The organism is Microbacterium rhizophilum (genome assembly GCF_039605615.1).
Lineage (GTDB): Bacteria > Actinomycetota > Actinomycetes > Actinomycetales > Microbacteriaceae > Microbacterium > Microbacterium rhizophilus.
Genome location: NZ_JBCNUN010000003.1, coordinates 37,271 through 61,038, shown reverse-complemented (window position 1 = coordinate 61,038; position 23,768 = coordinate 37,271). Strand labels below are relative to the sequence as shown.

General features: G+C 72.9%; 20 protein-coding genes. 6 read left to right on the top strand and 14 right to left on the bottom strand.

Going from position 1 to position 23,768, the window contains the following annotated elements:
* Together AAD528_RS06855 and AAD528_RS06850 are read right to left on the bottom strand one after the other, a co-directional pair.
* A complete protein-coding gene (locus AAD528_RS06855) occupies nt 1-1,461 on the bottom strand; it encodes an FAD-dependent oxidoreductase (protein ID WP_345751323.1) in 1,461 nt (486 codons plus the stop codon).
* Entirely contained in the window at nt 1,458-1,778 is a 321-nt protein-coding gene (locus tag AAD528_RS06850; RefSeq protein ID WP_345751322.1) for a hypothetical protein, read from the bottom strand. Before AAD528_RS06850 ends, AAD528_RS06855 begins: the two co-directional genes overlap by 4 nt.
* A 256-nt stretch (nt 1,779-2,034) precedes the next feature.
* Here AAD528_RS06850 and AAD528_RS06845 point away from each other — a divergent pair, with 256 nt between their 5' ends.
* The 3 genes from AAD528_RS06845 (at nt 2,035) to AAD528_RS06835 (ending at nt 4,938) form a co-directional block, all read left to right on the top strand.
* Entirely contained in the window at nt 2,035-3,135 is a 1,101-nt protein-coding gene (locus tag AAD528_RS06845; protein WP_345751321.1) for a hypothetical protein, read from the top strand.
* A gap of 78 nt (nt 3,136-3,213) precedes the next feature.
* Complete coding sequence (locus AAD528_RS06840) at nt 3,214-3,576, top strand: YrdB family protein (protein WP_345751320.1); 363 nt, start codon at nt 3,214-3,216, stop codon at nt 3,574-3,576.
* 3 nt (nt 3,577-3,579) lie between these two features.
* Nucleotides 3,580-4,938: an FAD-binding oxidoreductase gene (locus AAD528_RS06835; protein ID WP_345751319.1), complete on the top strand. Its 1,359-nt coding sequence runs from the start codon at nt 3,580-3,582 to the stop codon at nt 4,936-4,938.
* Nucleotides 4,939-4,942: 4 nt separating this feature from the next.
* Here AAD528_RS06835 and nagB read toward each other — a convergent pair whose 3' ends face one another.
* The 6 genes from nagB to AAD528_RS06805 form a co-directional block, all read right to left on the bottom strand.
* Nucleotides 4,943-5,722, bottom strand: coding sequence for a glucosamine-6-phosphate deaminase (gene nagB, locus AAD528_RS06830; RefSeq protein ID WP_345751318.1), 780 nt, complete (start codon nt 5,720-5,722; stop codon nt 4,943-4,945).
* On the bottom strand, nt 5,715-6,671 hold the full coding sequence (locus tag AAD528_RS06825; protein ID WP_345751317.1) for an ROK family protein: 957 nt from the start codon (nt 6,669-6,671) through the stop codon (nt 5,715-5,717). Before AAD528_RS06825 ends, nagB begins: the two co-directional genes overlap by 8 nt.
* Nucleotides 6,668-7,498 (bottom strand): carbohydrate ABC transporter permease, encoded by an 831-nt coding sequence (locus AAD528_RS06820; protein ID WP_375339595.1) that lies wholly within the window; start codon nt 7,496-7,498, stop codon nt 6,668-6,670. Before AAD528_RS06820 ends, AAD528_RS06825 begins: the two co-directional genes overlap by 4 nt.
* A gap of 113 nt (nt 7,499-7,611) precedes the next feature.
* Nucleotides 7,612-8,571, bottom strand: a complete 960-nt coding sequence (locus tag AAD528_RS06815; RefSeq protein ID WP_345751315.1) for a carbohydrate ABC transporter permease — start codon at nt 8,569-8,571, stop codon at nt 7,612-7,614.
* A gap of 4 nt (nt 8,572-8,575) precedes the next feature.
* The gene (locus AAD528_RS06810) at nt 8,576-9,853 is read right to left on the bottom strand and encodes an extracellular solute-binding protein (RefSeq protein WP_345751314.1); all 1,278 of its coding nucleotides are present in this window, start codon (nt 9,851-9,853) and stop codon (nt 8,576-8,578) included.
* Between the two features lie 61 nt (nt 9,854-9,914).
* A complete protein-coding gene (locus tag AAD528_RS06805; RefSeq protein WP_345751313.1) occupies nt 9,915-11,057 on the bottom strand; it encodes an ROK family transcriptional regulator in 1,143 nt (380 codons plus the stop codon).
* Between the two features lie 100 nt (nt 11,058-11,157).
* Here AAD528_RS06805 and AAD528_RS06800 point away from each other — a divergent pair, with 100 nt between their 5' ends.
* The 3 genes from AAD528_RS06800 to AAD528_RS06790 all read left to right on the top strand — a co-directional run bounded on the left by AAD528_RS06800 (nt 11,158) and on the right by AAD528_RS06790 (nt 14,764).
* On the top strand, nt 11,158-12,534 hold the full coding sequence (locus AAD528_RS06800) for a beta-N-acetylhexosaminidase (protein WP_345751312.1): 1,377 nt from the start codon (nt 11,158-11,160) through the stop codon (nt 12,532-12,534).
* A 161-nt stretch (nt 12,535-12,695) separates the two neighbouring features.
* Nucleotides 12,696-14,213: a L,D-transpeptidase family protein gene (locus AAD528_RS06795; RefSeq protein ID WP_345751311.1), complete on the top strand. Its 1,518-nt coding sequence runs from the start codon at nt 12,696-12,698 to the stop codon at nt 14,211-14,213.
* Nucleotides 14,214-14,314: 101 nt separating this feature from the next.
* On the top strand, nt 14,315-14,764 hold the full coding sequence (locus AAD528_RS06790) for a GNAT family N-acetyltransferase (RefSeq protein ID WP_345751310.1): 450 nt from the start codon (nt 14,315-14,317) through the stop codon (nt 14,762-14,764).
* Nucleotides 14,765-14,903: 139 nt separating this feature from the next.
* Here the strand turns inward: AAD528_RS06790 and AAD528_RS06785 are convergent, their stop codons facing one another.
* The 6 genes from AAD528_RS06785 to AAD528_RS06760 all read right to left on the bottom strand — a co-directional run bounded on the left by AAD528_RS06785 (nt 14,904) and on the right by AAD528_RS06760 (nt 23,768).
* Complete coding sequence (locus AAD528_RS06785; protein ID WP_345751309.1) at nt 14,904-16,718, bottom strand: ABC transporter ATP-binding protein; 1,815 nt, start codon at nt 16,716-16,718, stop codon at nt 14,904-14,906.
* Nucleotides 16,715-18,580, bottom strand: a complete 1,866-nt coding sequence (locus AAD528_RS06780) for an ABC transporter ATP-binding protein (RefSeq protein ID WP_345751308.1) — start codon at nt 18,578-18,580, stop codon at nt 16,715-16,717. The genes AAD528_RS06785 and AAD528_RS06780 overlap by 4 nt, the downstream gene beginning before the upstream one ends.
* Nucleotides 18,581-18,674: 94 nt before the next feature.
* A complete protein-coding gene (locus AAD528_RS06775) occupies nt 18,675-19,175 on the bottom strand; it encodes a methylated-DNA--[protein]-cysteine S-methyltransferase (RefSeq protein WP_345751307.1) in 501 nt (166 codons plus the stop codon).
* Entirely contained in the window at nt 19,172-20,722 is a 1,551-nt protein-coding gene (locus tag AAD528_RS06770) for an AlkA N-terminal domain-containing protein (RefSeq protein WP_345751306.1), read from the bottom strand. The genes AAD528_RS06775 and AAD528_RS06770 overlap by 4 nt, the downstream gene beginning before the upstream one ends.
* Before the next feature lie 232 nt (nt 20,723-20,954).
* Nucleotides 20,955-21,731 carry an endonuclease/exonuclease/phosphatase family protein gene (locus AAD528_RS06765; protein ID WP_345751305.1) on the bottom strand — a complete coding sequence of 259 codons (777 nt, stop codon included), beginning with the start codon at nt 21,729-21,731 and terminating at the stop codon, nt 20,955-20,957.
* A gap of 51 nt (nt 21,732-21,782) precedes the next feature.
* Nucleotides 21,783-23,768, bottom strand: coding sequence for a hypothetical protein (locus AAD528_RS06760; protein ID WP_345751304.1), 1,986 nt, complete (start codon nt 23,766-23,768; stop codon nt 21,783-21,785).

The window sequence follows — 23,768 nt, the reverse complement described above, 5'->3', positions numbered from 1 at the left end:
TCAACCAGCCAGATGCCGCAGCCCCTCCACGGCAGGCCCCTCCAGCACGCTCCCATCCGGCGCGAAGCGCGAGGCGTGCAGCGGGCAGTCCCAGGACTGCTCCGCGCGGTTCCACTCGAGGATGCCGCCGAGGTGGGTGCAGACGGCCGAGACTCGGCACACCTCGCCCCCGACGCGCGCTTCCGCGACCGGGTGCAGGCCGTCGCGCACGACGCGGCCCTCGCCCTCCTCCAGCGAGCCCGACCCGGCGACCGCGCGCACCACTCCCGTCACCGCCGAAGCCGCCACGCCCGCCTGGGCGGTGACGAAGTCGGCGCCGTCGCGCAGGTTCAGGTGCGGTGACAGATCCCACGGCACCGGATCCCCGAGGATCTCGCCGGCGATCGTCAGCGCAGCGGCGGGGCCGTTCGTCATGCCCCACTTGTTGAAGCCGGTCGCGACGTAGAGCCGGTCGCCGACGGCGCCGGCGAACGGCACCCGCGTGACGGTCTGGTAGTCCTGCGCCGCCCACCAGCTCACGCGTGACGCCCCGGGGAACGCCGCGGTCGTCCAGGCGTCAAGTTCCCGCAGCAGCGCATCGGTGTCCCGAGAGCGACCGGTCGTCCACGCCGGCCCGCCCACGATCAGCAGCCCCCGAGCGGTGCGCAGCGACCGGCCCTGCGGATCGAGCGACAGGTACATCCCCGACGGCACCGCGCCCGGCACGCGATACGCCGCCGCGAGCGAGCGCGACGGCTTCAGCCGCGCGAAGAATCCGGCCCGGTCGATCACCGGGAAGCCGCTGGTCACGACCACCTGATCCGCCAGCACGGTGCCTCGAGACGTGTGGACGAGCGCGCCCTCGTCCGTGACGTCGGCGCCGAGCACGCGGCATCCGGTCACGACGGATCCGGCGTGATCCCGCACCGACGCGGTCAGGCGGGCGAGCAGGCGCATCGGATGGATCTGCCACTGGTCGCGCATCCGGATCGCACGCGCGACCGGGTACGGGAGGCCGAGGTCCTGCCCCTCGCCCAGCACGTCGACGTCGACGCCGGCCGCGGCGAGCGCCTCGGCCTCCTCCTCCACGGCCTTCACGCCCTCGGGTGTCGTGGCGTACGTGAAGGCGTCGCGCCGCTCGAGCCCCTCGTCGCCGTCGAGCTCGCCGCGCACCCACTCCTCCCCCGCGCGGTTCGCCGCGACGTACGCGTCCAGCGCCTCGTCGCCCGCGTGCGAGCGGATGCCGGAGTACACCGAGCCCTGCAGCAGCGAGAGCTTCGCGGTGGTGTTGCCGGTCGCGACGGCGCCGACCTCGCGCGCCTCCAGCACCGCGACCCTCCGGCCCGCGCGCGCGAGCAGCGTCGCGGTCGCCAGACCCGCGATACCCGCGCCGACGATCACGACGTCGGCGCGCGTGGGCAGGGCCTGGTCGACCTCGATCAGCGGCGAGGTCTCATGCCAGAGGGAGCGCGCGGTGCTCATCCGGCCAGCGGCGCCACCGGACGGCCGCCCGGCGGGAAGTGCGCGATCGGCTTGGGCTTGGCTCGACCGGTCGAGGCCGACGCGGCGACCAGATCCGCCGCCATCGTCAGCACGCTCTGAATCGACGTGTGCCGCGTCGTGCCACGGGTGTACTGCACCCACACGACCTCGTAGCTCAACTCGCTGCTCTCGTCCGCCGGCATCCGCTCGACATAGGCGATCACGCTGGCCGCATCCGACGACGCCACATTGCTGTCGCAGATCCGCCAGGCCCCCTCACCGAGGGGAACGAGCTCGAGCTGGTGAATGGTATCCATGGTGCGTCACCACCTCCGGATCGAGTGTGCGCGCCCGCCGCGCGGATCGATAGAGGCTTGACACCCTCGCGACCCCCAGGTATCTCGTGCACACAGGCCGTTCGCGCGCCCCGCTGGGCATCCCGTTCGCTCGCCCCCGCTGGGCATCCGCCCGCATCGTTAGGCCCGCGATCCCGCCGCGTCAACCCCGTTCAGGTGCCGGATCGGCGAGCGCACCATGGGGGCAGACCACCGATTCCCGACACAGGAGGCGGACATGAGCGGCAACTACGAGGACCCCGACACCCAGGGCGCCGGCCCGGTCGACGCGGAGCTCGGCCCCGACGGCCAGGGGGACCTGGCCCCCGAGGATCTGCCGCGCTCGGGCGTCGACGAGGGCGGCTCCATCCACCTCGAGGACGAGGACCTCGACGACGACCTCGACGAGGTGGGCACGACCTCGTCCGACCGCACGGCGGGCCTCGCCCCCGGACCCGGCGACGTGATCTACGACGGCGACAACGTCGACACCCTGCCGCGCCCGGCCGACGACTTCCGCCGCGACATCGATCCGGATCTGCTGAGCTCGGCGGACGACGACGGCTCGCTCGAAACGCCCACCGGCACGGGACAGCGCGGATCCGGCATCGAGACCATCGCGCCCGGAGCCGACGGCCGCGCCGAGCACGGCGCCGGCACGGTCGAGCAGCAGGAGCCCGTGCACGCCACCTCGAGCACCGCGGGCGTCTCGCCGATCGACGCGGCGCGCGGCGCCACGACCGCGGCGGGCGGCGCGAGCGTGCCCCCGGGCCGCGAGGGCGCCGACTCGGGTGCGGTCGACAGCGTGGGCGTCGAGGGATCATCGAGCCCCGACGTCGAGCGCTCCAGCCAGAACGACATCGCGGGCGTGGGGCCGTCGTCGGCCCGCGACGCCGGCGACATCAACACGGGCGGCGACGCCCCGACGGACGCGGGCGCGTACGAGCCGGGCACCGGCAACGCGGCCGCCGAGCCCGGCGCCGACGACCAGACCACGTCCGACGTGCCGACGGGACACGGATCCGCGGATCGCGACATCCCCGGCGTCCCGGATGCCGTCGGACCGGGAGGCGCGGGCGAGCAGACCGGCACCCGCCAGGACCTCAACACCACGTCGGTCTCCCAGCAGGTGCAGGGCATCGTCGTGCAGATGCAGGGCGACCTCGGCACCGACCGACTCGCGGAGGCGGAGGTGCAGGATGCGCTCGAGCAGCGGCTGACGGACGCCGGCATCACGGCCGACGTCGAGCAGATCGAGCAGCTCGCGCGCGAGGTCGTCTCGGGCAGCGCCCCGACCGACGTCGACGAGGCCCAGCCCGGCGCGTCCGACCGGCTCTGAGATTCCCCCGTCCGGCCGGGAGGGCACCGACCCCGGCCGGACGGGGGCCAACCTGCGCCCCGCCGTAGACTGGAGGGCATGCCCGAAGACGTTCCCGGCGTGCGAGCCACACGCATCACCGCGCTCGATGTGCTGCGATTCCTGACCGAGCTGGTCGCGATCGGCAGCCTCGCGCTGTGGGGCTTCCTGTCCTGGCCGCTGCCGTGGAACTTCGTGTTCGGGCTCGGCGCGCCGGCCCTGGCGATCCTGCTGTGGGCGCTGTTCGTCTCGCCCAAGGCCGTGTTCTCGGTCCACCCGTTCATCCGGATCGTCGTGGAGCTGCTGATCTTCCTGTCCGCGACGCTCGCGTGGTGGGCGCTCGGGCAGCCCTGGGTGGGCCTTGCCGTCGGCGTCGTGAGCGTCGCGGTCGGCGTCGCCGTGGCCCGTCGCAGCGTGCGCTGAGCCATGTCGGTCCTCGATCAGCTGCGCGCCGAGCTCGGCGACCGGGTCGACACGAGCGCCGCGGCGCTGGATGAGGCGCGCGCCGACAAGTCGGGACACCGGGCGTCCGCCGCCCCGCTCGCGGTCGTGCACGCCGAGGCCGTCGAGCACGTGCAGGCGACGCTGCGGATCGCGAGCGCGACCGGCACCCCGGTCGTCACGCGCGGCGCGGGCACCGGTCTCGCGGGCGCGGCCAACGCGGGCGGCGGCGAGATCGCGCTGTCGGTGCGCCGCATGACGCGCATCCTCGAGGTCTCCCCCGACGACCTGCTCGCGGTCGTCGAGCCGGGCATCCTGAACGCCGACCTCAACGCCCAGCTCGCGCCCCACGGACTGTGGTGGGCGCCGGATCCCGCCTCCCGCGCGATCTCGACCGTCGGCGGCAACATCGCCACCGGCGCCGGCGGCCTGCTGTGCGCGAAGTACGGCGTCGTGCGCGACGCGGTGCTCGGCCTGGACGTCGTCCTCGCCGACGGACGCCTGATCCGGATGGGCCACCGCAGCGTCAAGGGCGTCACGGGCCTGGACGTGACCTCGCTCATGATCGGCTCGGAGGGCACGCTCGGCGTGATCGTCGGCGCGACGCTGAAGCTGCGCCGCCTCACGCCGGGCGACGTCTGCACGATCGCGGCGACGTTCCCCACCGTGCGCGACGCGGCGGCCGGATCGTCCGCGGTCACCGCGGCCGGCATCCAGCCCGCGATCATGGAGCTGATGGACGCGACGAGCCTCGCCGCCGCCCACGCCCTGCTCGCCCTCCCCGCCCCGACGCCCGGGGCATCGCAGCTGACGATCCAGACCGACGGACCGGCCGCGCGCACCGAGGCCGACGCGGTGGCCGAGGTGCTCCGCACGGCGGGCGGCACCGTCGTGACCACGTACGACCGCGAGGAGGGCGAGCGCCTGCTCGCGATCCGCCGTGCGATGCATCCGGCGATGGAGTCGCTCGGCACGGCGCTGATCGAGGACGTCTCGGTGCCGCGCTCGCAGATGGTCGCGATGTTCGACGAGATCGCCCGGGTCGAGCGCGAGCACGGCGTGGAGATCCCCACGGTCGCGCATGCGGGCGACGGCAATCTGCACCCGAACTTCATCTTCGAGGGCACGGAGGTGCCGCAGGCGATCTGGGACGCGGCGGACGACCTCTTCCGCGCCGCGATCCGCCTGGGCGGCACGCTCACGGGCGAGCACGGCATCGGCCTGCTCAAGCGCCGCTGGCTCGCCGACGAGCTCGGGGACGACCAGTGGCGCCTGCAGCGCGACATCGCCCGCGTCTTCGACCCCGCCGGCATCCTGAACCCGGGCAAGGTCTTCGAGAGATGACCCGCTACAGCCCCTGCCACTCCGGCTTGCCGGCGAAGGCCTCGCGGTAGTAGTCGGCGTGGGCCAGGCGCGAGGCGGCGGGCTCGTCGATCACCACGGTGACATGCGGGTGCAGCTGGATCGCGGATCCCGGCAGCGACGCGGTCACCGCGCCCTCCACGGCGCCGGCGACGGCGGCGGCCTTGCGCTCTCCGAACGCCAGCAGCACGAGGTGCCGCGCGTCGAGGATCGTGCCCAGGCCCTGCGTGATGCAGTGCCGCGGCACGTCGTCGATCGACGGGAAGAAGCGGGCGTTGTCCGCGCGGGTCTGCCGCGTCAGGGTCTTGACGCGCGTACGCGACGCGAACGACGATCCCGGCTCGTTGAACCCGATGTGCCCGTCGGTGCCGATGCCGAGGATCTGCAGGTCCACGCCCCCGGCCGCGGCGATCGCCGCCTCGTAGTCCTCGCCGTGGTGCTCGATGCCGTCCAACGTGCCGTCGGGCACGCGGATGCGATCCGGATCCAGTCCCAGCGGCTCGACGACCTCTCGCGCGATCACGGACCGGTAGCTCTCCGGATGCGCCGGGTCGAGCCCGACGTACTCGTCCAGCGCGAAGGCGCGCACGCGGGACACGTCCACGCCCGCCAGCCGCGACCGCAGCGCCTCGTACACCGGCAGCGGCGTGGATCCGGTCGCCAGGCCCAGCACCGCGTCCGGACGACGGGCGATCAGCGCGGCGATCTCCTCGGCGATGAGCGCCCCGGCCGCGGCGCGGTCGGGGACGATCACCACCTCAGCCATGCACGACCCCCGCGGCGAGCGCGGCGCCCAGGGCTCCGGCCGCGGCCCCCTCGGGCAGCAGCTCGATGCGCTCGTCGAGGGCGAGGGAGCGCAGGAACGCGGATCGCTCGGAGGTGGTGCGCAGCTCGGCCCGCACGACGTCGAGCAGCCGGCCGCCCAGCCGCGCGACGCCGCCGCCGATCACGACGACCTCGGGATCCGCGGTGAGCACGAGCACGCGCACGGCCGCCGCGACGCCGCGGGCGAGATCCGCGCGCAGCGCGAGGGCGTCCGGATCCCCCGCGTCGGCGGCATCGAACACGTCGCGCACGGGCAGCTCGCCGCCGCGCGCCCAGCGGCGGGCGACGGATCCGCCGCCCGCGAGCGTCTCGATGCAGCCGCGCTGGCCGCACGGGCACTCGGGGCCGCGCGGGTCGATCGAGACGTGGCCGACCTCGCCCGCGGAGCCGCCGGATCCGCCCCAGACGCGGCCGTCGACCACGATGCCCGCCGCGATGCCGGTGCCGAGGTTGAGGTAGGCCATCGAGCCCGCGGCCCGCATCGCGTGCGCGCCGAGGGCGGCGGCGTTGACGTCGTTCTCGACGTGGACGGGCGTGCCGAGCGAAAGCTCCAGCGCTCCCCCGAGGTCCAGGTCGGTCAGGCCGAGGTTGACCGCGTTGCGCACGCGACCGCCGGTGATCTGGCCGGGGATGCCGACGCCGATCGAGGCGGCATCCGTCCCTCCGAGGTCCGCGATCACGGCGCGCGCGGTCGCGAGCACGCCGCCCGGGCCCGTGACGGTGGGGCGCTGCGCGCGGGCGACGATCGCGCCCGCGGGGTCGAGGGCCACGGCCTCGGCCTTGGTGCCGCCGATGTCGACGCCGAGGCGGGTCGCGGTGCCGGGGCCTCCGGTCGGCGTCGACTCGCCTGGGGCTCGCTCGACGACCGAGGGGATCCGATCCACGGTCATCCCTTGACCGCTCCCGCCACCAGGCCGCCGGTCATCCGACCCTGCACGATGAGGAAGAAGATGACCACGGGGATGCAGATGAGCGTCGAGCCGGCGAGCACCGCGCCGTAGTTCGTGGCCTCGGTGGCGGACTGGAACGAGTTGAGCCAGGTCGGCAGCGTCAGGTTCTGGTCCTTCATCAGCAGCAGCGCCATCGTGAACTCGTTCCACGACTGCATGAACGCGAAGATCCCGGTGGCGACGAGGCCCGGCGCGAGCAGCGGGAACGTCACGCGCCAGAACGCGCCCTGCTTCGAGCAGCCGTCGATCTGCGCGGCCTCCTCCAGCTCGGCCGGCACACCCGCGACGAAGCCGCGCAGCGTCCAGATCGTGAACGGGATGACCGCCGCGATGTGCACGAGGCTGAGCCCGAGCAGGGTGTTCATGAGGTGCAGGTCGTCGATCAGGTTGTAGACCGTGAACATCATCCCCTCGCCGGGGATCATCTGCACGACCAGGATCCCGACGATGAACGTCCGCCGCCCGACGAACCGGAACCGCGCGAGCGCGATCGACGCGAGGAACGCGAACAGCAGCGCGCACACCACGACGATCGCCACGACGATCAGGCTGGTCCGCAGCGCGTTCGGGAAGTCGGTCTGCCCGGGGGCCGCCGGCCGCGTCCACGCCGTGACGTAGTTCACGAACGTCGGCTCCCGCGGGATCAGCGACTGATCGCGCCGGATGATCTGGTCGCCCGGCGTGAACGACAGGTTGAGCATCCAGTACACGGGGAACACCGCGCACAGGAACACGATCACGGCCAGCGCGTTGAACAGGATCCGCATGCCGCGGCTGCGGACGCCGGTCGGGGCCGCGGCGCCGCGCGGCATGCGCATCGTCCGCGTCGCGGTCGTCACGGCGGTGGTGATGACGGGCGGCGCCTTGGGCGCGAGGATCGTCACGACTCGTCCTCCTTCAGGAGCTGGCGGAGGTTGACCCAGCTGATCGCGAGCATGATCAGCACGATGAGCATCCCGATGGCGCTGGTCGCGCCGAACTCGCCGATGCCCTGGCGGAAGAGGTAGACGGGCAGCACGTTGGTCTCCGACGCGATGCCGCCGCGGCTCTGCAGGGCGTACACCTGCGTGAACAGCTTCATGTTCCAGATGATCTGCAGGATGAGCAGCCCGCCCAGCACGGGACGCAGGGCGGGGAAGATCACGCCCCACCAGCGGGCCCAGCCGCCGGCGCCGTCGATCTCGGCGGCCTCGATCGTCTCGCGCGGCACCTGCCCGAGCGCGGCGTACGTCGTGAACGCGACGAACGGGATCGCGCCCCACACCACGATGATCGTGAGCACCAGGAAGAACGTCCACGGGTTCAGCAGCCACGAGTGGTTGTGCCACGCCTGCGTGCCGGTGATGCTGTTGAGCGCCCAGTTCACGACGCCGTACTGCGTGTCGAAGATGAAGCCCCACACCACGCTCGCCGTGAGCGGCGGGATCGCCCACGCCAGCAGCAGCCCGACCGACAGCGTGACCCGCATGCCGCGGCCGATCTTGGCCATGAGCAGCGCGACCAGCACGCCGAGCACCATGATCAGCACGGTCGTGACCACCATGATCCCCACCGTGCGCGCGACCACCTCGGGGAAGTCGCTGCGCGTGATGATCTTGATGTAGTTGTCGAGCCCGACGAACTCGGGCGCCGTGCGCTGGATCTTGTGGCGCACCTGGTAGTCGGTGAACGACTGCCACACCATCTGGAACGCCGGGTACCCGACCATCAGCAGGATCAGGATGATCGACGGCGCGAGCAGGATCCAGGACGTGATGGCGTCGCGGCGCGCGCGGCGGCGCTCGCGCTCCTCCCACGAGAGGCGGACTCCCGTGGGAGGAGCAGAGGTGAGAGCGGTCAACGTGTCAGCCGTTGAGGATCGACTCGATCTGGGTGTCGAGCGCCTCGGCGACCGAGGTCACGTCCTCGCCCTGGGCGATCTTCACGAGCGAGTCCTGGATCACCAGGCTCGACTCGACCTCGGCCCAGTTCGGCGAGGTGGGCACGCCCTTCGAGTTGGCGAGCGCCTCGGCCTGCGCCTGCGCGACCGGGGTGTCCGGCAGCGACTCGGCCGACTCCAGCAGCGCCGGGGTCAGGCCGCCCTCGGCCATGAGGTCCTGGTAGCCCTTCGACAGCATGATCTTCACGACCTCCTTCGCCATCGCCTGGTTCTCCGACAGCGCGGCGACGCCGATGTTCGAGCCGCCCGCGAAGATCGGGGCGGTCTCGCCCTCGGTCAGGCCCGGCAGCGGGAACGCGCCGAGGTCCTTGCCGAAGGTGTCGGGGCATCCGGGGTTCTCCGCGTCGGGCTCGGCCAGGATCGACCACTGCATCCACGCGGGAGCCGAGAGGAACGCCGTCTCGCCGGCGCAGAACGGCACGTGCGCGTCGGTCTCGTCGCCGTCGGCGGGGGCGTTGGTCGCATCGCTGTAGACCTTCTGCAGCAGCTCGAGGCCCTGCAGCGACTCGTCGCTGGAGAACTGCGCGTCCCAGGTGTCGCCGTCCTGCACCGCGATCTCGCCGCCGTACGCCCAGACGTACGGGAGCATGTTGTACCAGTCGCGGCCGGGCGCGTAGATGCCGCTCATGGCGTCCGTGCGCATCTCGACGCCCTGGTCGACGTACTCCTCGAGCGTCTTGGGCAGGCTCGCGGCGTCGACGATCTCGGGCGAGTAGAACACCACGCGGCCGCCCGCGTAGTACGGCGCCGCGTAGAACGCGCCGTCGTACGTGCCGGCCTCCTCGAGGCCCGGGTTCAGGTCGCCGAGGTCGCCGCGGATGTCACTGAGGTCCGAGAACAGTCCCTGGTCGATGAAGCCGATGGCCTGCGTGTTGCCGACCTCGACCACGTCGGGGGTGTCGTTGGACTGGAGCGCGGCGACGTACGTCTCCGACACGTCGGCCCAGGTCTTCTCCTCGAGGTTGAGGGTCCAGCCGTCGTTCTCCGACTCGAACGTGTCGACGAGGTACTCGCGTGCGGTGTCGGGGGTGTCGGTGCCGACGACCCAGACGGTGAGCTCGCCGGTCTCGGCCGCCGGGGCGTCGCTCTCGTCACCGGCCGGCGTCGCGCCGCCCGCACAGCCGGCGAGCGCGAGCGCGCCGGCGCCGAGCAGGCCGATGCCCGCCATTGCCTTCTTGTTCATGTGATGCGTCCTTCGGGTGGTGGGGTGGTGGGGGTGGTGGTGCGTCTGGCGCGGGTCTCGCCTATGAGACCCCGAGTTCTCCGTCGAGGATCAGCACGACCGCACCTCGCAGCACGACGTCGTCTCCCTGGGCGGACATCCGCACCCGCACGTCCTCGTGGAGGAAGGTGCGGGCGCGAAGCGTGTGGACGGCGGTGTCCCGCAGGATGCCGTCGAGCCGGTCGGCGGGGCCGGAGAGCACGATCTCCGACAGGTCGAGCGCACCGACGATGGGCGCGACCGCGATCGCGAGGCGCTCGCCGGCGTCGCGCAGCACGTCGTCGCGGTCGGCGCCCTCCGCGATCCGCTGCTCGAGCGAGCGGATCGACAGCCACGACTCGAGGCAGCCGTGCTTGCCGCACACGCACAGCGGCCCGCCGTCCGTGCCGACCGTGACGTGGCCGATCTCGCCGGCCGCGTCGCGGCTGCCGCGCGCGAGCTCGCCGCGCGTGAGCACGCCGGCGCCGACACCGCGCCCGACCTTCACGACCAGGACGTCGCCGCTCGCGCCGCCGAGCGTGTGCTCGGCCAGGGCGGCGACGTTCGCGTCGTTCGCGACGTGCACCGGCACCCCCAGCCGCTCGCGCAGATCCGCCTGCAGCGGCAGGTCGAACCAGCCGAGGTTCGGCGACGACCTCACGACGCCGTCGCGCGAGATCACGCCCGGCGCGCCCACGCCGACGCCGAGGACGCGGCGCGTCGCCGCGGCGAGCAGCTCGGCCGCGAGCGCGCGCACCGCGTCCAGCGCCGCCTCGGCGTCGCCGTCGGCCGGGCGCGGCAGCGCGCGCCGTTCGATCACGGTGCCGCTCAGGTCGATCACGGCGCCGCGATACTCCGCCGCGTCCGAGAGGTCGAGGCCCACGACCTGCAGGCCCTCGCGGTCGAGGTCGACCAGCATGGCGGGCTTGCCGGGCCGGGATCCCTGCCGGGTCCCCTGCTCGACCACGAGGCCGTCGCCGATCAGCTCGCCGACCAGATCCGACGTCGTGACGCGCGTGAGCCCGGTGGCGCGGGCGAGATCCGCGCGGCTCATCGCGCCGTCGTGGAACAGCGTCGCGAGCACGAGCGACCGGTTGTGGCCGCGCGCGTGCTCGGGCAGCACCTTGAGCCGGCCGGTGCGTCCGCGCGGGGACGCCGGGCTGATCGGGCTGCCGGGCTGGGTCATGTTTGTAAGTTGTATTTACGAACCCCGGCGACCGCAAGAGGGTGAATCGGTTTGGAAGGGATGTTTACAAAACCGTAACAACGCCGGTAGCGTGCCACCCATGCCGCTCGCCCTGCTGCCCTGGCCCGCGTCCGTCACACCGCTGGACCAGCCCGCCGTGCGCCCCGATGCCGAGCCCGTCTTCTCGCCCGTGGACGACTGCGGGCCCGAGGGCTACCGGCTGCGCGTCGACGCCGCCGGCATCCGGATCGAGGCGTCCACCCCGGCGGGACGGTTCTACGCGCTGCGGACGCTCGCGCAGCTCGCCGACGCGACCGGCGCGGTGCCCGCGGTCGACATCAGCGACGAGCCGCGCTTCGCGCACCGCGGCCTGATGCTCGACGTCGCGCGCCACTTCCACCCCGTCGAGACCGTCGAGGCCGTCATCGAGCGGGCCTCCTCGCTCAAGCTCAACGCGCTGCACCTGCACCTGACCGACGACCACGGCTGGCGCCTGCAGCTGCGCTCGTATCCCGAGCTCACGGAGCACGGATCCGGATCCGCCGTGGACGGCGACCCGGGCGGCTTCTACACGCGCGACGATTACGCGCGGATCGTGGCGCACGCCGCCGCGCACCACATGATCGTGATCCCCGAGTTCGACCTGCCCGGCCACACGCACGCGCTCGGCCTCAGCCACCCCGAGCTCGTGGCGGATCCGGTCATCAGCGACCACCTCCGCGAGGTCACGGAGTCGTACGGCGGCGCGCTGCCCGAGCGCGGCGTGCCGTACACGGCGCTCGGCGTCGGGTTCTCGTCGCTGCGCGCCGACGCGGAGGGTCTCGAGCCGCTGCTGCGCGACGTGTTCTCCGAGCTCGCCGAGCTGACCCCCGGGCCGTACCTGCATTTCGGCGGGGACGAGGCGCTCGGCACCGCGCCCGAGGACTACCGCCGGATGGCCGCGCTCGCCGCGCGGCTCATCGCCGAGACCGGCAAGACCCCGATCTCGTGGCACGAGGCCGGCGTCGCCGACCTGCCCGCCGGATCCATCGGCCAGTACTGGGGCTTCCGCACCCCGCGCGAGGGTCATGACGAGCGCGCCCGGGCCTTCGTCGCGGGCGGCGGACGGCTCATCCTGTCCCCCGCCGACGCGATCTACCTCGATATGAAGTACGACGCGCAGACCCCGCTCGGCCTCGTCTGGGCCGACGGGCCCACCAGCGTCGAGCGCTCGTACGCGTGGGATCCGGACGCCGTGATCCCGGATGTCCCCGAGTCGGCGATCCTGGGCGTCGAGGCGTGCCTGTGGAGCGAGACCGTCCGCACGCTCGCCGACATCGACGCCCTGATGTTCCCCCGCATCGCCTCCGCCGCGGAGCTCGGGTGGTCGCGCTCGCCCGCGCGCGACTCGTTCACGGAGCGGATCGCGGGGCTGGCGGACGCGTGGACGGCGGCGGGCATCGGGTTCCACCGCGCGGAGGGCGTGCCCTGGCGCTGATTCCCACCCGCTGGGACCCCCATGGGATGCCCAGCGCATCGTAGTCAGTTCGTAACCCCTCCACGGGCGTCGGCGCCGCTTGCGGCCGTACTCTATGGTCACGGGATCTCTGCGACACGCCCCCGCGCGTCGCGCGAGATCGAGCCATCCAGGGGGGTTTCGTGACGGACGTGGCGACCAGGCCCGAGGGCATGAGCGACGAGAGCGGGGCGGGCGCGCAGGCGACCGCCGTCATCGGCGCGCCCGGCACCGCGAATCCCGACGTGCAGTGGGCCCAGGTGGATCCCCCCAGGAAGCGGCACCTCGGCGCGTGGCTCGGCATCGGCATCCCGGCCGGACTCGTCGGCGCCGGCGCGATCGTGGCCTCGCTCGTGCTGATCGCGCCCGGCGTCACCGCCGCGGGCGCCCCCGTGGGCTTCACGACCTCCGGCGCCGCGGCCGAGACCATCGCGAACCACCTGGCCGACACCGAGTTCGCGATCGGCGACGCCACCCTGACGGGCGATCAGCTCGGCCTGTCGATCGACGCGCAGGCTCTCGCCGACGACGCGTTCGAGGCCTACCCCGCGTGGAACCTCGGCAGCTGGGGCATGGGCGAGGTCAGCGGGACCGTCACGATCGACGCCGAGAAGGCCGCCGAGACGCTCCGCGGCGCGCTGCCCGACCTGTACACCGACTCCGTCGACGCGCAGGTCGTGTTCGACGACGACGCCCGCCGCTTCACGGTCGAGGGGTCCGAGCCCGGCCGAGGCATCGACATCGACGCGCTCGCCACCGGCATCACCGAGGCCCTCGCCGCCGGTCCGTCCGAGGACGGACCCATCGCGATCGAGCCGCAGCAGACCGAGGTCGAGGCGGCCGCCACGACCGCCGAGGCGAAGGCGTACGCCAAGGACCTCAACGCCCAGGCCGACACCGCCGGCTTCTACCTGCAGGACGAGCGCGCGCACGGCGTGCCGCTCGCCGAGGTGCAGAAGTGGATGGACATCCAGGCCGACCCCGAATCGGGCGACTTCGTCGTGACCCCCGACATGGGCGCGATCGAGGAGGCCATCAAGGACCTGCCCGAGAAGGTCAACCAGGACGTGGTCGAGGAGCAGGTCGTCACCAACTCGGCCGGCGACCCGCTGCGCGTGATCCAGGAGGGCCAGGACGGCTTCGGCATCTCGTCGACCGACGGCGTCGCGACCTCGATCGCCGACTCGCTCAAGAGCGGCGACATGCAGTTCGAGCTGCAGGGCGAGGTCGTGAAGTTCCCGACGCAGAACATCTTCCGCCGCGTCGAGGTCGACAAGAGCGCCGGCATGACCTACATGTACGAGGGCCCCGCCTCCGGCCAGGAGAAGCTCGTCGCCTCCTACGCGATCGCGCTCGGCAAGCCCGGCCACGACACCCGCACGGGCCACTTCACCGTGTACGGCCAGCTCACCAAGCAGAACATGGGCTCCTGCACGCCCGACGGCAAGTACAAGCCGAGCAAGACGTACGACTACTGCACCGCGAACGTGCCGTGGGTGTCGTACTTCAACGGCGACCAGGGCTTCCACGGCACCTACTGGCACAACAACTTCGGCGCCGGCGCCTACATGAGCCACGGCTGCGTGAACATGACCCAGTCGGCCGCCGAGCACATGTACCGCTTCGCCCAGGTCGGCACCGAGGTCTGGGTCCACGATTAACTGAAGAGCGCTGCGAGGTCGGTCGTCGGAGCCAGGTGAACATCTCCACCCCGGGCAGATCTGCTTGCCCCCGCTCCACGGGGAGCGGTTAGCCTGACCGTATGACGCTGAACCTGGTGGAGCTCTCGGCCGCGACGATCGTCGCGGTGAACACGCTGTCGTTGAAGCCCGGCCAGGAGCAGTTCCTCGCGCCCGTCTCGTACGGCATCGCGGCGACCGTCATCAACCCGGCGAAGGCCTGGCAGCGCGTCGTCCTCGACGGCGACGACGTCGTCGGCTTCGTCAGCGCGAGCTTCGACGAGGAGGCCCCGTCCGAGCACTTCCGCTCCGTCCTGCTGCGCATCAACGTCGACGCCGACGACCAGGGCCGCGGCATCGGCCGCTTCGCGGTCGAGGCGCTCGTCGCCGAGGTGCGCCAGCGCGGGCTCGACCACCTCACGGTCATCTACGAGGCCGGCGAGGACGGCCCCGAGGCCTTCTTCCGCCGGGTCGGCTTCACACCTGTGGGCGAGACGGAGTACGGTGAGGTGGTCGCCGAGATCCGCGTCTAGGGTCTCGCGGCGACAGGGGGGATCTCACCCGACGTGACTCGTCAGCACGGCCATCGCCGTCCGCGCTGAGACCATGCCGGCGGCGGGGTCTCGAATCCCCCTCCCCCATCGAGACCCCGTCGCCCACTCTTCTCAGGTCCTAGACGAGGGACTCGCGCCAGGCCTGGTGCAGCTGGGCGAACCTGCCCGTGCCGGCGATCAGGGTGTCCGGAGCGTCGTCCTCGATCACGCGGCCGTGCTCCATGACGAGCACCCGATCCGCGATCGCGACGGTCGACAGGCGGTGCGCGATGATGATCGCCGTGCGGTCGGCGAGCAGCGTCTGCAGCGCATCCTGGATCATCCGCTCCGAGGGGATGTCGAGCGAGGCCGTCGCCTCGTCCAGGATCAGCACCGCCGGGTTCGCCAGGAACGCGCGCGCGAACGAGATCAGCTGACGCTGGCCCGCCGAGACGCGGCCGCCGCGCTTGTTGACGTCGGTGTGGTAGCCGTCGGGCAGGGTCCGGATGAACGTGTCCGCCCCCACGGCGCGGGCCGCATCCTGGATCTCGTCGAACGTCGCGTCGGGACGGCCCAGCGCGATGTTGTCGGCGACCGTGCCGCTGAACAGGTAGGCCTCCTGCGTGACCATCACGATCGCGCGGCGCAGATCGCGCGGGTGCAGGTCGCGCAGGTCCACGCCGTCCAGCGTGACGCGGCCCTCGCTCGGGTCGTAGAAGCGCGAGACGAGCTTGGCGAGCGTCGACTTGCCGGCGCCCGTCGTGCCGACCAGCGCGACCGTCTGGCCGGCGGGGATGTCCAGCGCGAACTCCGGCAGGATCGTCCGGCCCGTCGCGTACGCGAACGTGACGTCCTCGAACCGGATGCCGCCGCGCGCCTCCGGAAGCGCGACCGGACGCGTCGGATCCGGCACCGTCGGCACCTCCTCGAGCACGCCCGACACCTTCTCCAGCGCCGCGGACGCCGCCTGGAAGGAGTTCAGGAACATCGCGACCTCCTGCAGCGGCGTGAAGAAGTTGCGCACGTACAGCACGGCCGCCAGCAGCAGGCCGACCGAGAACTCGCCCCACGTGATCCGCACGCCGCCCCACAGCACCACGATGCCGATCGAGAACGCCGAGATCGCCATCAGGCCGGGCTCGAAGACGCCGAACAGGCGGATCGAGCGCATGTTGACGTCGCGGTACTGCATCGCCAGGCCGCCGAACTCGTCCTCGTTGCGGGGCTCGGTGCGGAACGCCTTGCCCGCGCGGATGCCCGTCATGGTCTCGACGAACTTCACGATGACCTTCGCGCTGATCACGCGCGAGTCGCGGTAGGTGCGCTGCGAGGACAGGTAGAACCAGCGCATCAGGATCGTCAGCGGGATCGCCGCGATCACGAGCACGAGACCCGACTGCCAGTCGATGATCACGAGCGCGATGAACGTGAAGGCGCCGTAGAGCACGCCGCTGACCAGCTGGGTCAGGCCGCCGTTCAGCAGCTCGCGGATCGTGTCGAGGTCGCTCGTCTGGCGCGAGATGATCCGGCCCGACGTGTAGCTCTCGTGGAACTCGAGGCTGAGGATCTGCGTGTGCCGGAAGACGCGCGTGCGCAGGTCGAGCAGCACGTTCTGCGTGACGCGCGCCGCCAGGATGTCGTACCAGGCGAGCAGCGCCGCGCCGCCCACGGCCGTCGCCACGTACGCGCCGCCCACGAACCACGCGGGGCCCCAGTCGGCGCGGTCGACCACGGCCGGCAGCGCCTCCTTGAGCCCGAGGCCGAGCAGCGCCGGTCCCAGCACGCGCACGGCGGTCTGCGCCACGACCACGACGGCGACCAGGGTCACCTGGGCCTTCAGCGGGCGCAGCAGCGACACGAGCAGCCGCAGCGAGCGCTGCCGGATCGCGCGGCTCTCCTCGCGCGTGTAGTCGGAGCGGTCCTCGCCCGCAGTGCCCTGGACCGAGCTGCTCATCGCGCGCCCTCCTCATCCTGTGCCGTGATGACGTCGAGCTCCGACGTGGGGTTGGGGTCGTTGCGCCAGGCGCGCTCCTCGGCCTCCTCGCGCTCGAAGCTCGAGATCACCGAGCGGTAGTGCGAGGAGGAGGCCATCAGCTCGGAGTGCGTGCCGACGGCCGTGATGCGGCCGCCCTCGAGCAGCGCGACGCGATCGGCGAGCGCCACGGTGGACGGGCGGTGGGCGACGATCAGCGCCGTGGTGCCGGCGAGCACGCGGCGCAGCTCGTGCTGCACGCGCTCCTCGGTGTCGACGTCGAGCGCCGACAGCGGGTCGTCCATCACCAGCACGGCGGGGCGCGCCGCGACCGCGCGGGCGAGGGCGAGGCGCTGGCGCTGGCCGCCCGAGAGCGACAGACCCTCCTCGCCGATCATGGTGTCGACTCCGTCGGGCAGGTCCTCGACGAACGCGGCCTGCGCGACGTCCAGCGCCTCGCGCAGCACGCGATCGGCCTCCGCCGAGCCGGGATCGAGGTCGTCGCGGCCCAGCAGCACGTTGTCGCGGACGGACGCCGAGAACAGCGTCGCGTCCTCGAACGCGGTCGCGATGATCCGGCGCAGCTCGACCAGGCTGAGGTCGCGCACGTCGACGCCGTCGATCGCCACCCGGCCGCCCGTCACGTCGTACAGGCGCGTAGGCAGCGTGGTCAGCGTCGTCTTGCCCGATCCGGTCAGCCCGACGAGCGCCATGGTCTCGCCCGGTCGCACGTCCAGGTCGATGCCGTTCAGCAGGTCCGGCTCGGCGGCGCCCGCGTCCTGGTAGCGGAAGTGCGTGTCCTCGAAGGTGAGCGCGCCCCGCGGATCCGGGATCGTGACCGGCCGCTCGGGATCCGTGATCGCGTTGTGCGCGTCGAACACCTCGAACACGCGGTCGGTCGCGGTGCGGGCGTCCATCGTGAAGGCGAAGAAGAACCCGATGGACTCGATCGGCCAGCGCAGGATGGTGGCCATCGCGAAGTACGCGATGAGCTGCGGCACGCCGATCTGGCCCGTGGAGGCCAGCCAGATGCCCAGCACGAGCGAGACCGCGAACGCCAGCTCGGGCATGAACACGAGCCAGAAGTCGATGCGCGCGATGGACCCGGCCTTGCGCATCTCGGTGTCGCGCAGGGTCTCGGCCTGCCGCGTGAAGCGGCGGAGGGCATGCGGGCCGCGGCCGAAGGCCTTCAGCACGCGGATGCCGTGCACGCTCTCCTCGACGCTCGTCGCGAGGTCGCCCTGCTGATCCTGGCTGAGGCGCGTGAGGGTGCCGTACTCCTTCTCGAACAGGAAGCCCTGGATCCACAGCGGCAGGCCCGACGCCACGAACACGGCCGCGAGCGCCCAGTGCCACTGGAACAGCAGCACCGCGCCGATGACCACGGTGAGGATGTTCACCACGAGCAGGATCAGGCCGAAGGCCATCCAGCGGCGGATCAGGCCGATGTCCTGCATCATGCGGCTGAGCAGCTGGCCCGACTGCCACCGGTCGTGGAACGCGACGGGCAGGTGCTGCAGGCGGTTGTAGAACGACCGGCGGATGTCGTACTCGACGAGCGTCGCGGGGCCCAGCACGAGCCAGCGCCGCAGGTACACCATGAGCGCCTCGAGCAGGCCGAGCGCGAGCACGGCGAGCGCGCCCCACACCACGGCCGTGGTATCGCCGGACGCGATGGGGCCGCCGACCACCCACTCGAGGGCGATCGGGATCATCAGGGACAGCACCGCGGCGGCGAGCGCGCTGAGCGCGCCGAAGCCGAGGCGCGGCAGCACCGGACGGGCGAATTCGAGCAGGCGCAGCAGCGCCCGGGGCGTGGACAGGCGCGGAGAAGGACTGGTCATGATCCTCGAAGGGGGAGTCTGTGCCCGAAGGGGCGGAGCCTTTCAGCCTATTGCCAGAATCGTCCCCGCCGCAACGCTTCGCCGGCGGTTCCGCCTAGAGCAGCGTCCCGCCCTCGCGGGCGAGCAGCGCGCGCTTGACGTCGAGGCCCCACGCGAAGCCGCCGAGGGTGCCGTCGCCGCGCAGCACGCGGTGGCACGGCACGAACAGCGCCGGGGCGTTGCGCGCGCAGATCGACGCGGCGGCGCGCACGGCGCGCGGCGAGCCGAGCCGCGCGGCGAACCCCGTGTACGTCAGGGGCGCGCCGGGTGCGATCCGGCGCAGCGCCTTCCAGCCGGCGAGCTGCAGATCGGTGCCGCGCTGGCGCACCGGCACGTCGTCGATCGCGGCGAGGTCGCCGTCGTAGTAGGCGCGCACGGCGTCGGCCGCGGCGGTCTCGCCCTCGCGGACGCCCTCGGGACGCAGGCCCGGATGGATCCGGTTCCGCATCGCCTCGACGTCGGACGTCCAGCCGGACGCGAGCACGGCTCCATCCGCATCGGCGATGAGCGTGAACGGCCCGTCGGTGGTGTCGAGGGTCTGGATGATGGCGGTCATTGCGCCTCCTTCGGGGACGGGGCGGGGTCGGCAACGGCGGGGCCGGCGGCCAGGCGCCACAGGTGCATGGACAGGTAGGAGCGCCACGGCGCGGTGCGGGCGGCCCACGCCGCGAGCTCGCGCGGCTCGGCCGGGATCCCTGCGCGCGCGGCCCCCGTGCGCAGGGCGACGTCGCCCGTGAGCACGACGTCCGGGTCGCCGATCACGCGCATCCGCACGTAGTCGGCGGTCCAGGCGCCGATGCCCGGCATGGCCATCAGCGCGGCGCGCTGCTCGGCGGCGGCGTCGCCGGTCGTGAGCGACAGCTCGCCCGAGGCGAGGGCCGCGGCGGCGCCGGTGATCGCCCGGACGCGGGCGGCGGGCCCGCGCAGGATCTCGGGCCCCCGCTCGGCGATGGCCGCCATGGTCGGGAACAGGAGTCGCTCCTCGCCCGCGAGCGCGACCCGCTCCCCGAGCGCCTCGGCGAGGCGCGTGAGGTGCGTGCGGGCGGCGGCGACGGAGATCTGCTGGCCGACCATCGCGCGGATCAGCAGCTCGTGCGGGTCGGCGGTGCCGGGGAGGCGGATGCCCGGGTTCTCGGCGACGTGCCGGGCGAGCTCGGGATGCCGCGACAGGGCCTCGTCGATCGCGAGCGGATCGGCGTCGAGATCGAACAGCCGCCGGGCCCGGGCGACGAGGGTCGACAGGTCGGCGAGGCTCTCGAGCTTCGCCTGCAGCCGCAGGCGGCCGCGCTCGTGCGACAGCCGGAACCACGCGGGTCCGTGCGGCAGGCGCAGCGTGCGAGAGAAGGAGAGCGCGTCGCCCTCCTCGACCCCGGCGAGCGCGCGCACGCCCATCCAGGCGAACAGGCCCGCGGGATCGAACGGCTCGCGGTACGGCAGCGCGAGGTCGATGCCGGTCGGCACGCGCGAGGCGAGTTGTTGACCCGATCGGCCCGAGCTGCCGCCGGAATTCGGGCCGATCGGGTCGACTGCCGCGCCGCGGCGGCGCGCGCGGAGCTCGGTCGGCGTGAGGCCGAAGACCTCGCGCACGGTGTCGTTGAACTGCCGCACGCTCGCGAACCCGGCCGAGAACGCCACGTCGGCGGCGGGGAGGTCGGTGCCGACCAGCAGCAGCCGCGCGGTGTGGGCGCGGTGCGCGCGGGCGAGGGCGAGGGGACCCGCGCCGAGCTCCGCCGCGAGCACGCGCGTGAGGTGGCGGCTCGAGTAGCCCAGACGGGCGGCCAGGCCGGAGACGCCCTCGCGCTCGACCACGCCGTCGGCGATCAGCCGCATCGCGCGCCCGGCGACGTCCCCGCGAAGATTCCAGTCGGGCGATCCGGGAGCCGCCTCCGGCAGGCACCGCTTGCATGCCCGGTACCCCGCCTCGTGCGCCGCGGCGCTCGTCGGGTAGAACGCGACGTTGGCCTCCTTGGGCGTGCGCGCGGGGCACGACGGCCGGCAGTAGATGCCCGTCGAGCGCACCGCCGTCACGAACTGGCCGTCGAATCGCACGTCGCGCGCGCTGATCGCCGCGTACCGCTGGTCGAAGGTCATGTTCGGGCTCATGCGTCCAGCCTGTCACGCCCGGATGACCCCGGCTGGCGGTTTTCGGACACGGCAGTGGGGCTCTCCGGCGCGGGCGCGCTCGGTCGTCGGCGACGGCGCTCGGTCGTCGGACCGGTGGTGCGGATGTCGCGTCCTGAGCCTCACGGGCCTCACCGGCCCCACCGATCCGACAGATGAGCGCGCCATCCGACGACCGGGCGCAGGATCCGACGACCGCACGTCGCCACGGCCGTCACCCCGCCGGCCACCCGATGTCGGCGACGAGCGGATAGTGATCCGACGGCGGCAGACCGCCCGGCTCGCTGCGCACGATGAACGCGTTCGCCGCTCGCGCTCCGGCGCGCCCCTGCCGGAAGAGGACGTGGTCGATGCGGCGGTCGTACTGCGCCTCCGCCTCGGGCGGGGCGAACCGGTTGGTCGAGCTGAGGGTGCGCTCGTCTGCGCCGGCGTCCGCGGCATCCCACGCGTCCTCCAGCCGCAACGCGGCAAGCGGCGCCTGGGATCGGTCGTAGTTGAGATCGGCGAGGAGGAGGCTGGGAGGGTCGCGGTCGTCGGCTCCCGCGACGACGAGGCGCTGGAGCTCGGCGACCTGCGCGGCCGTCTCCGGCTCCCGCTCGGGCTCCCAGCTCGTCACGCCCACCACGACGCGAACCGCGCCGAGCGGATGAGCGACCGTGGCGACCAGGGCGGAGAGGTCTCGCCCCGCCGAGGGCATGGGAGCGGCCACGACCTCGGCGATCGGCCAGCGGCTGACGAGCCCGAGGCCCATCACGACGCCCTCCTGATCGGGCGTCTCCCTCGGTTCCGGCTCGGGCGGAAGGCCCACCTTCACGAACGCGGCGTGCGCGCCCAGCACCTCGGCGAACGCATCCGCCTGCGTGCCTCCGGCGGTGCCCCAGCACTCCTGGATGCCGACGAGGTCCGGGCGGACCTCTTCGAGCAGGCGGAGCTGACCCCGGTGCCGCGCCCTCCAGTCCCCGCCGAACCGCCACCAGACGTTCCAGCTCATCGCCCGCGCTCGTCCGCTCATCGCACCACGTGCCCGTTCGCGACCGCAGCCTCAGCGGGTCACGATGGCGAAGCCTCCCGGGGGCAGGACGGTCGCGCTGCGCACCGGGGCGCCGTTCGCGTCGTACACGTCGACCCTCGCGCCGCGGGCGATGCGGATCGGCTGCGGGGTGTCCGCCGCCGAGTGCAGCAGCCGGGTCGTGCCGCCCGTGCCCGTGAGTGTCAGGCGCGACACCAGCGGCCGCACGAGCAGCCCGTCGAGCGCGAGCGTGCCGTGTCTCACCTCGACGCGCGCCTGGTCGCCCCGCGCGGGCGAGCGCAGCGACCACGGCAGCAGCACTCCCGGGGTGGGCGATATTCCCTGATCCGGGCCCGCGGTGCGGAGCGTGCCGAGCGCGCCCCACGTGGAGGTCGTGCGCTCCCCCGGCTCGGTCCAGACCACGGGTTCCACCCGGACCCGGCCGGCTCCGAGGTCGAACACGGCGTGCTGCCCGCGTTCGAGCGTGAGCGCCTGTCCGGACCAGCTCGACTCGCCCGTCCACGACTCGGGCGTCGACAGCGTGCCGTCGGTCTCCGTCGCGCTCTCCGCCTCGACCAGGCGCAGGCCGTCCTGCTCCTCGATCGTGGCGACGGACGCGGCGCGCGCGGCGAGATCCGGATGCGCGTCCAGCGCGAGCATCGTGAGCAGGCCGTGGATCGTGCTCTCGGCGCCGCTGTTGCGATTGACCGAGCCGTCGGGCTGCAGGCCGTCGTACGCGATGCCGGTCGCGGGGTCGTACATCTGCACGCCCGCGCGGTTCGCGCCGAAGAACCACGCGGCCTGGATCGCCGCCAGCTGCTCGAACCCGCGCGATCCGGTCGCGTCCGCGACGGCGAGCAGCGACTGCACGCGCGAGTCGGCGCCGTACGCGAGCTGGACGCGGTCGGTCGGGCTCGGGTACCAGCCGTTGTCCGGGCCGCCGGCGGTGATGAGCGTTGGGGTGAACACCGCCGCGTCCCGGATCGCCGGCTTCGCGAGCGAGCGGTCGTGCAGCGTCATGGAGGCCTCGGCGAGCGCCGCCGGCGCCTGCCCGCCCCACGCGTGCCACATGCTGCGCGACTCGGTCCACGGCAGGATCGCGCCGTAGGGCCAGGAGCCGACGTCGCCCTCCGCCATCGCCGCGATCCCCCGCGCGAGCTTGCGCAGCGCGTCGGCGGCGTCGCGGTCGCGCGGCTGCGCCTCGACGCGCGCCGCCAGTCCGAGCACCGCCTCACCCGAGGCGTCCGCGCCGTTCGCGATCAGCCACGCCGGCACGCGCTTGCCGTCGCTCTCGGTCCATTCGCCGTAGCGGACGAGCACCTGGCGCTGCACGGCGTCCACGGCCAGCGCGAGCCGGTCCTCCAGGAAGGCGGCGAACGCCGGATCCTCCCGCTCGAACGCCGCGTACCCTTCGCCGAACGCCCAGATCGTGCGCGCGAGCCAGTAGCTCGCGCCGGAGTCGGACGGATCCGGCAGCTCGACCGGATCCGCGGAGGGATTTAGTGTGCCGTCCGGCTGCATCCACAGCACGACGTTGCCGGCGTTCGGCCCATCGACCGTCTGCAGGTAGGCCAGCCCCCGGAGCAGCTGGTAGGCCGTGTCACGGCTGTCGTCGTCGCCCGTCTGCCGCCAGTGGCGCAGGTACACGACCGCGGCGCGCGAGATGTCGTCGGCGTTGAACGCCCCCTGGCCCCATTCCCCCGTCGCGGGGTCGAACGCGCCGCCGCCGACGCGCTCGAACGTGCCGCCATCCCGGGCATCGGCGTAGGTCCATGGCAGCACGAACGCCGGCTCCCCCGCGAAGCGATAGGTCGTGTGACCGTCCTCCCCGGGCGGCCGCACCTCGTCGAGCAGGAAGTCGAGGTGGGCGAGGTTCGTCAGCGGAGCGGCCGCTGACCTGGCGGCCTCGACCTCTCCGGGCGCGGCCGTCGCGGGCTGCGCGAGGCCCAGGGTGAGCGCGAGCGCGGCGGCCGCGGCGAGAGCCGTGGCACGTGCGCGCCGTCGTGCGATCGTGAACAT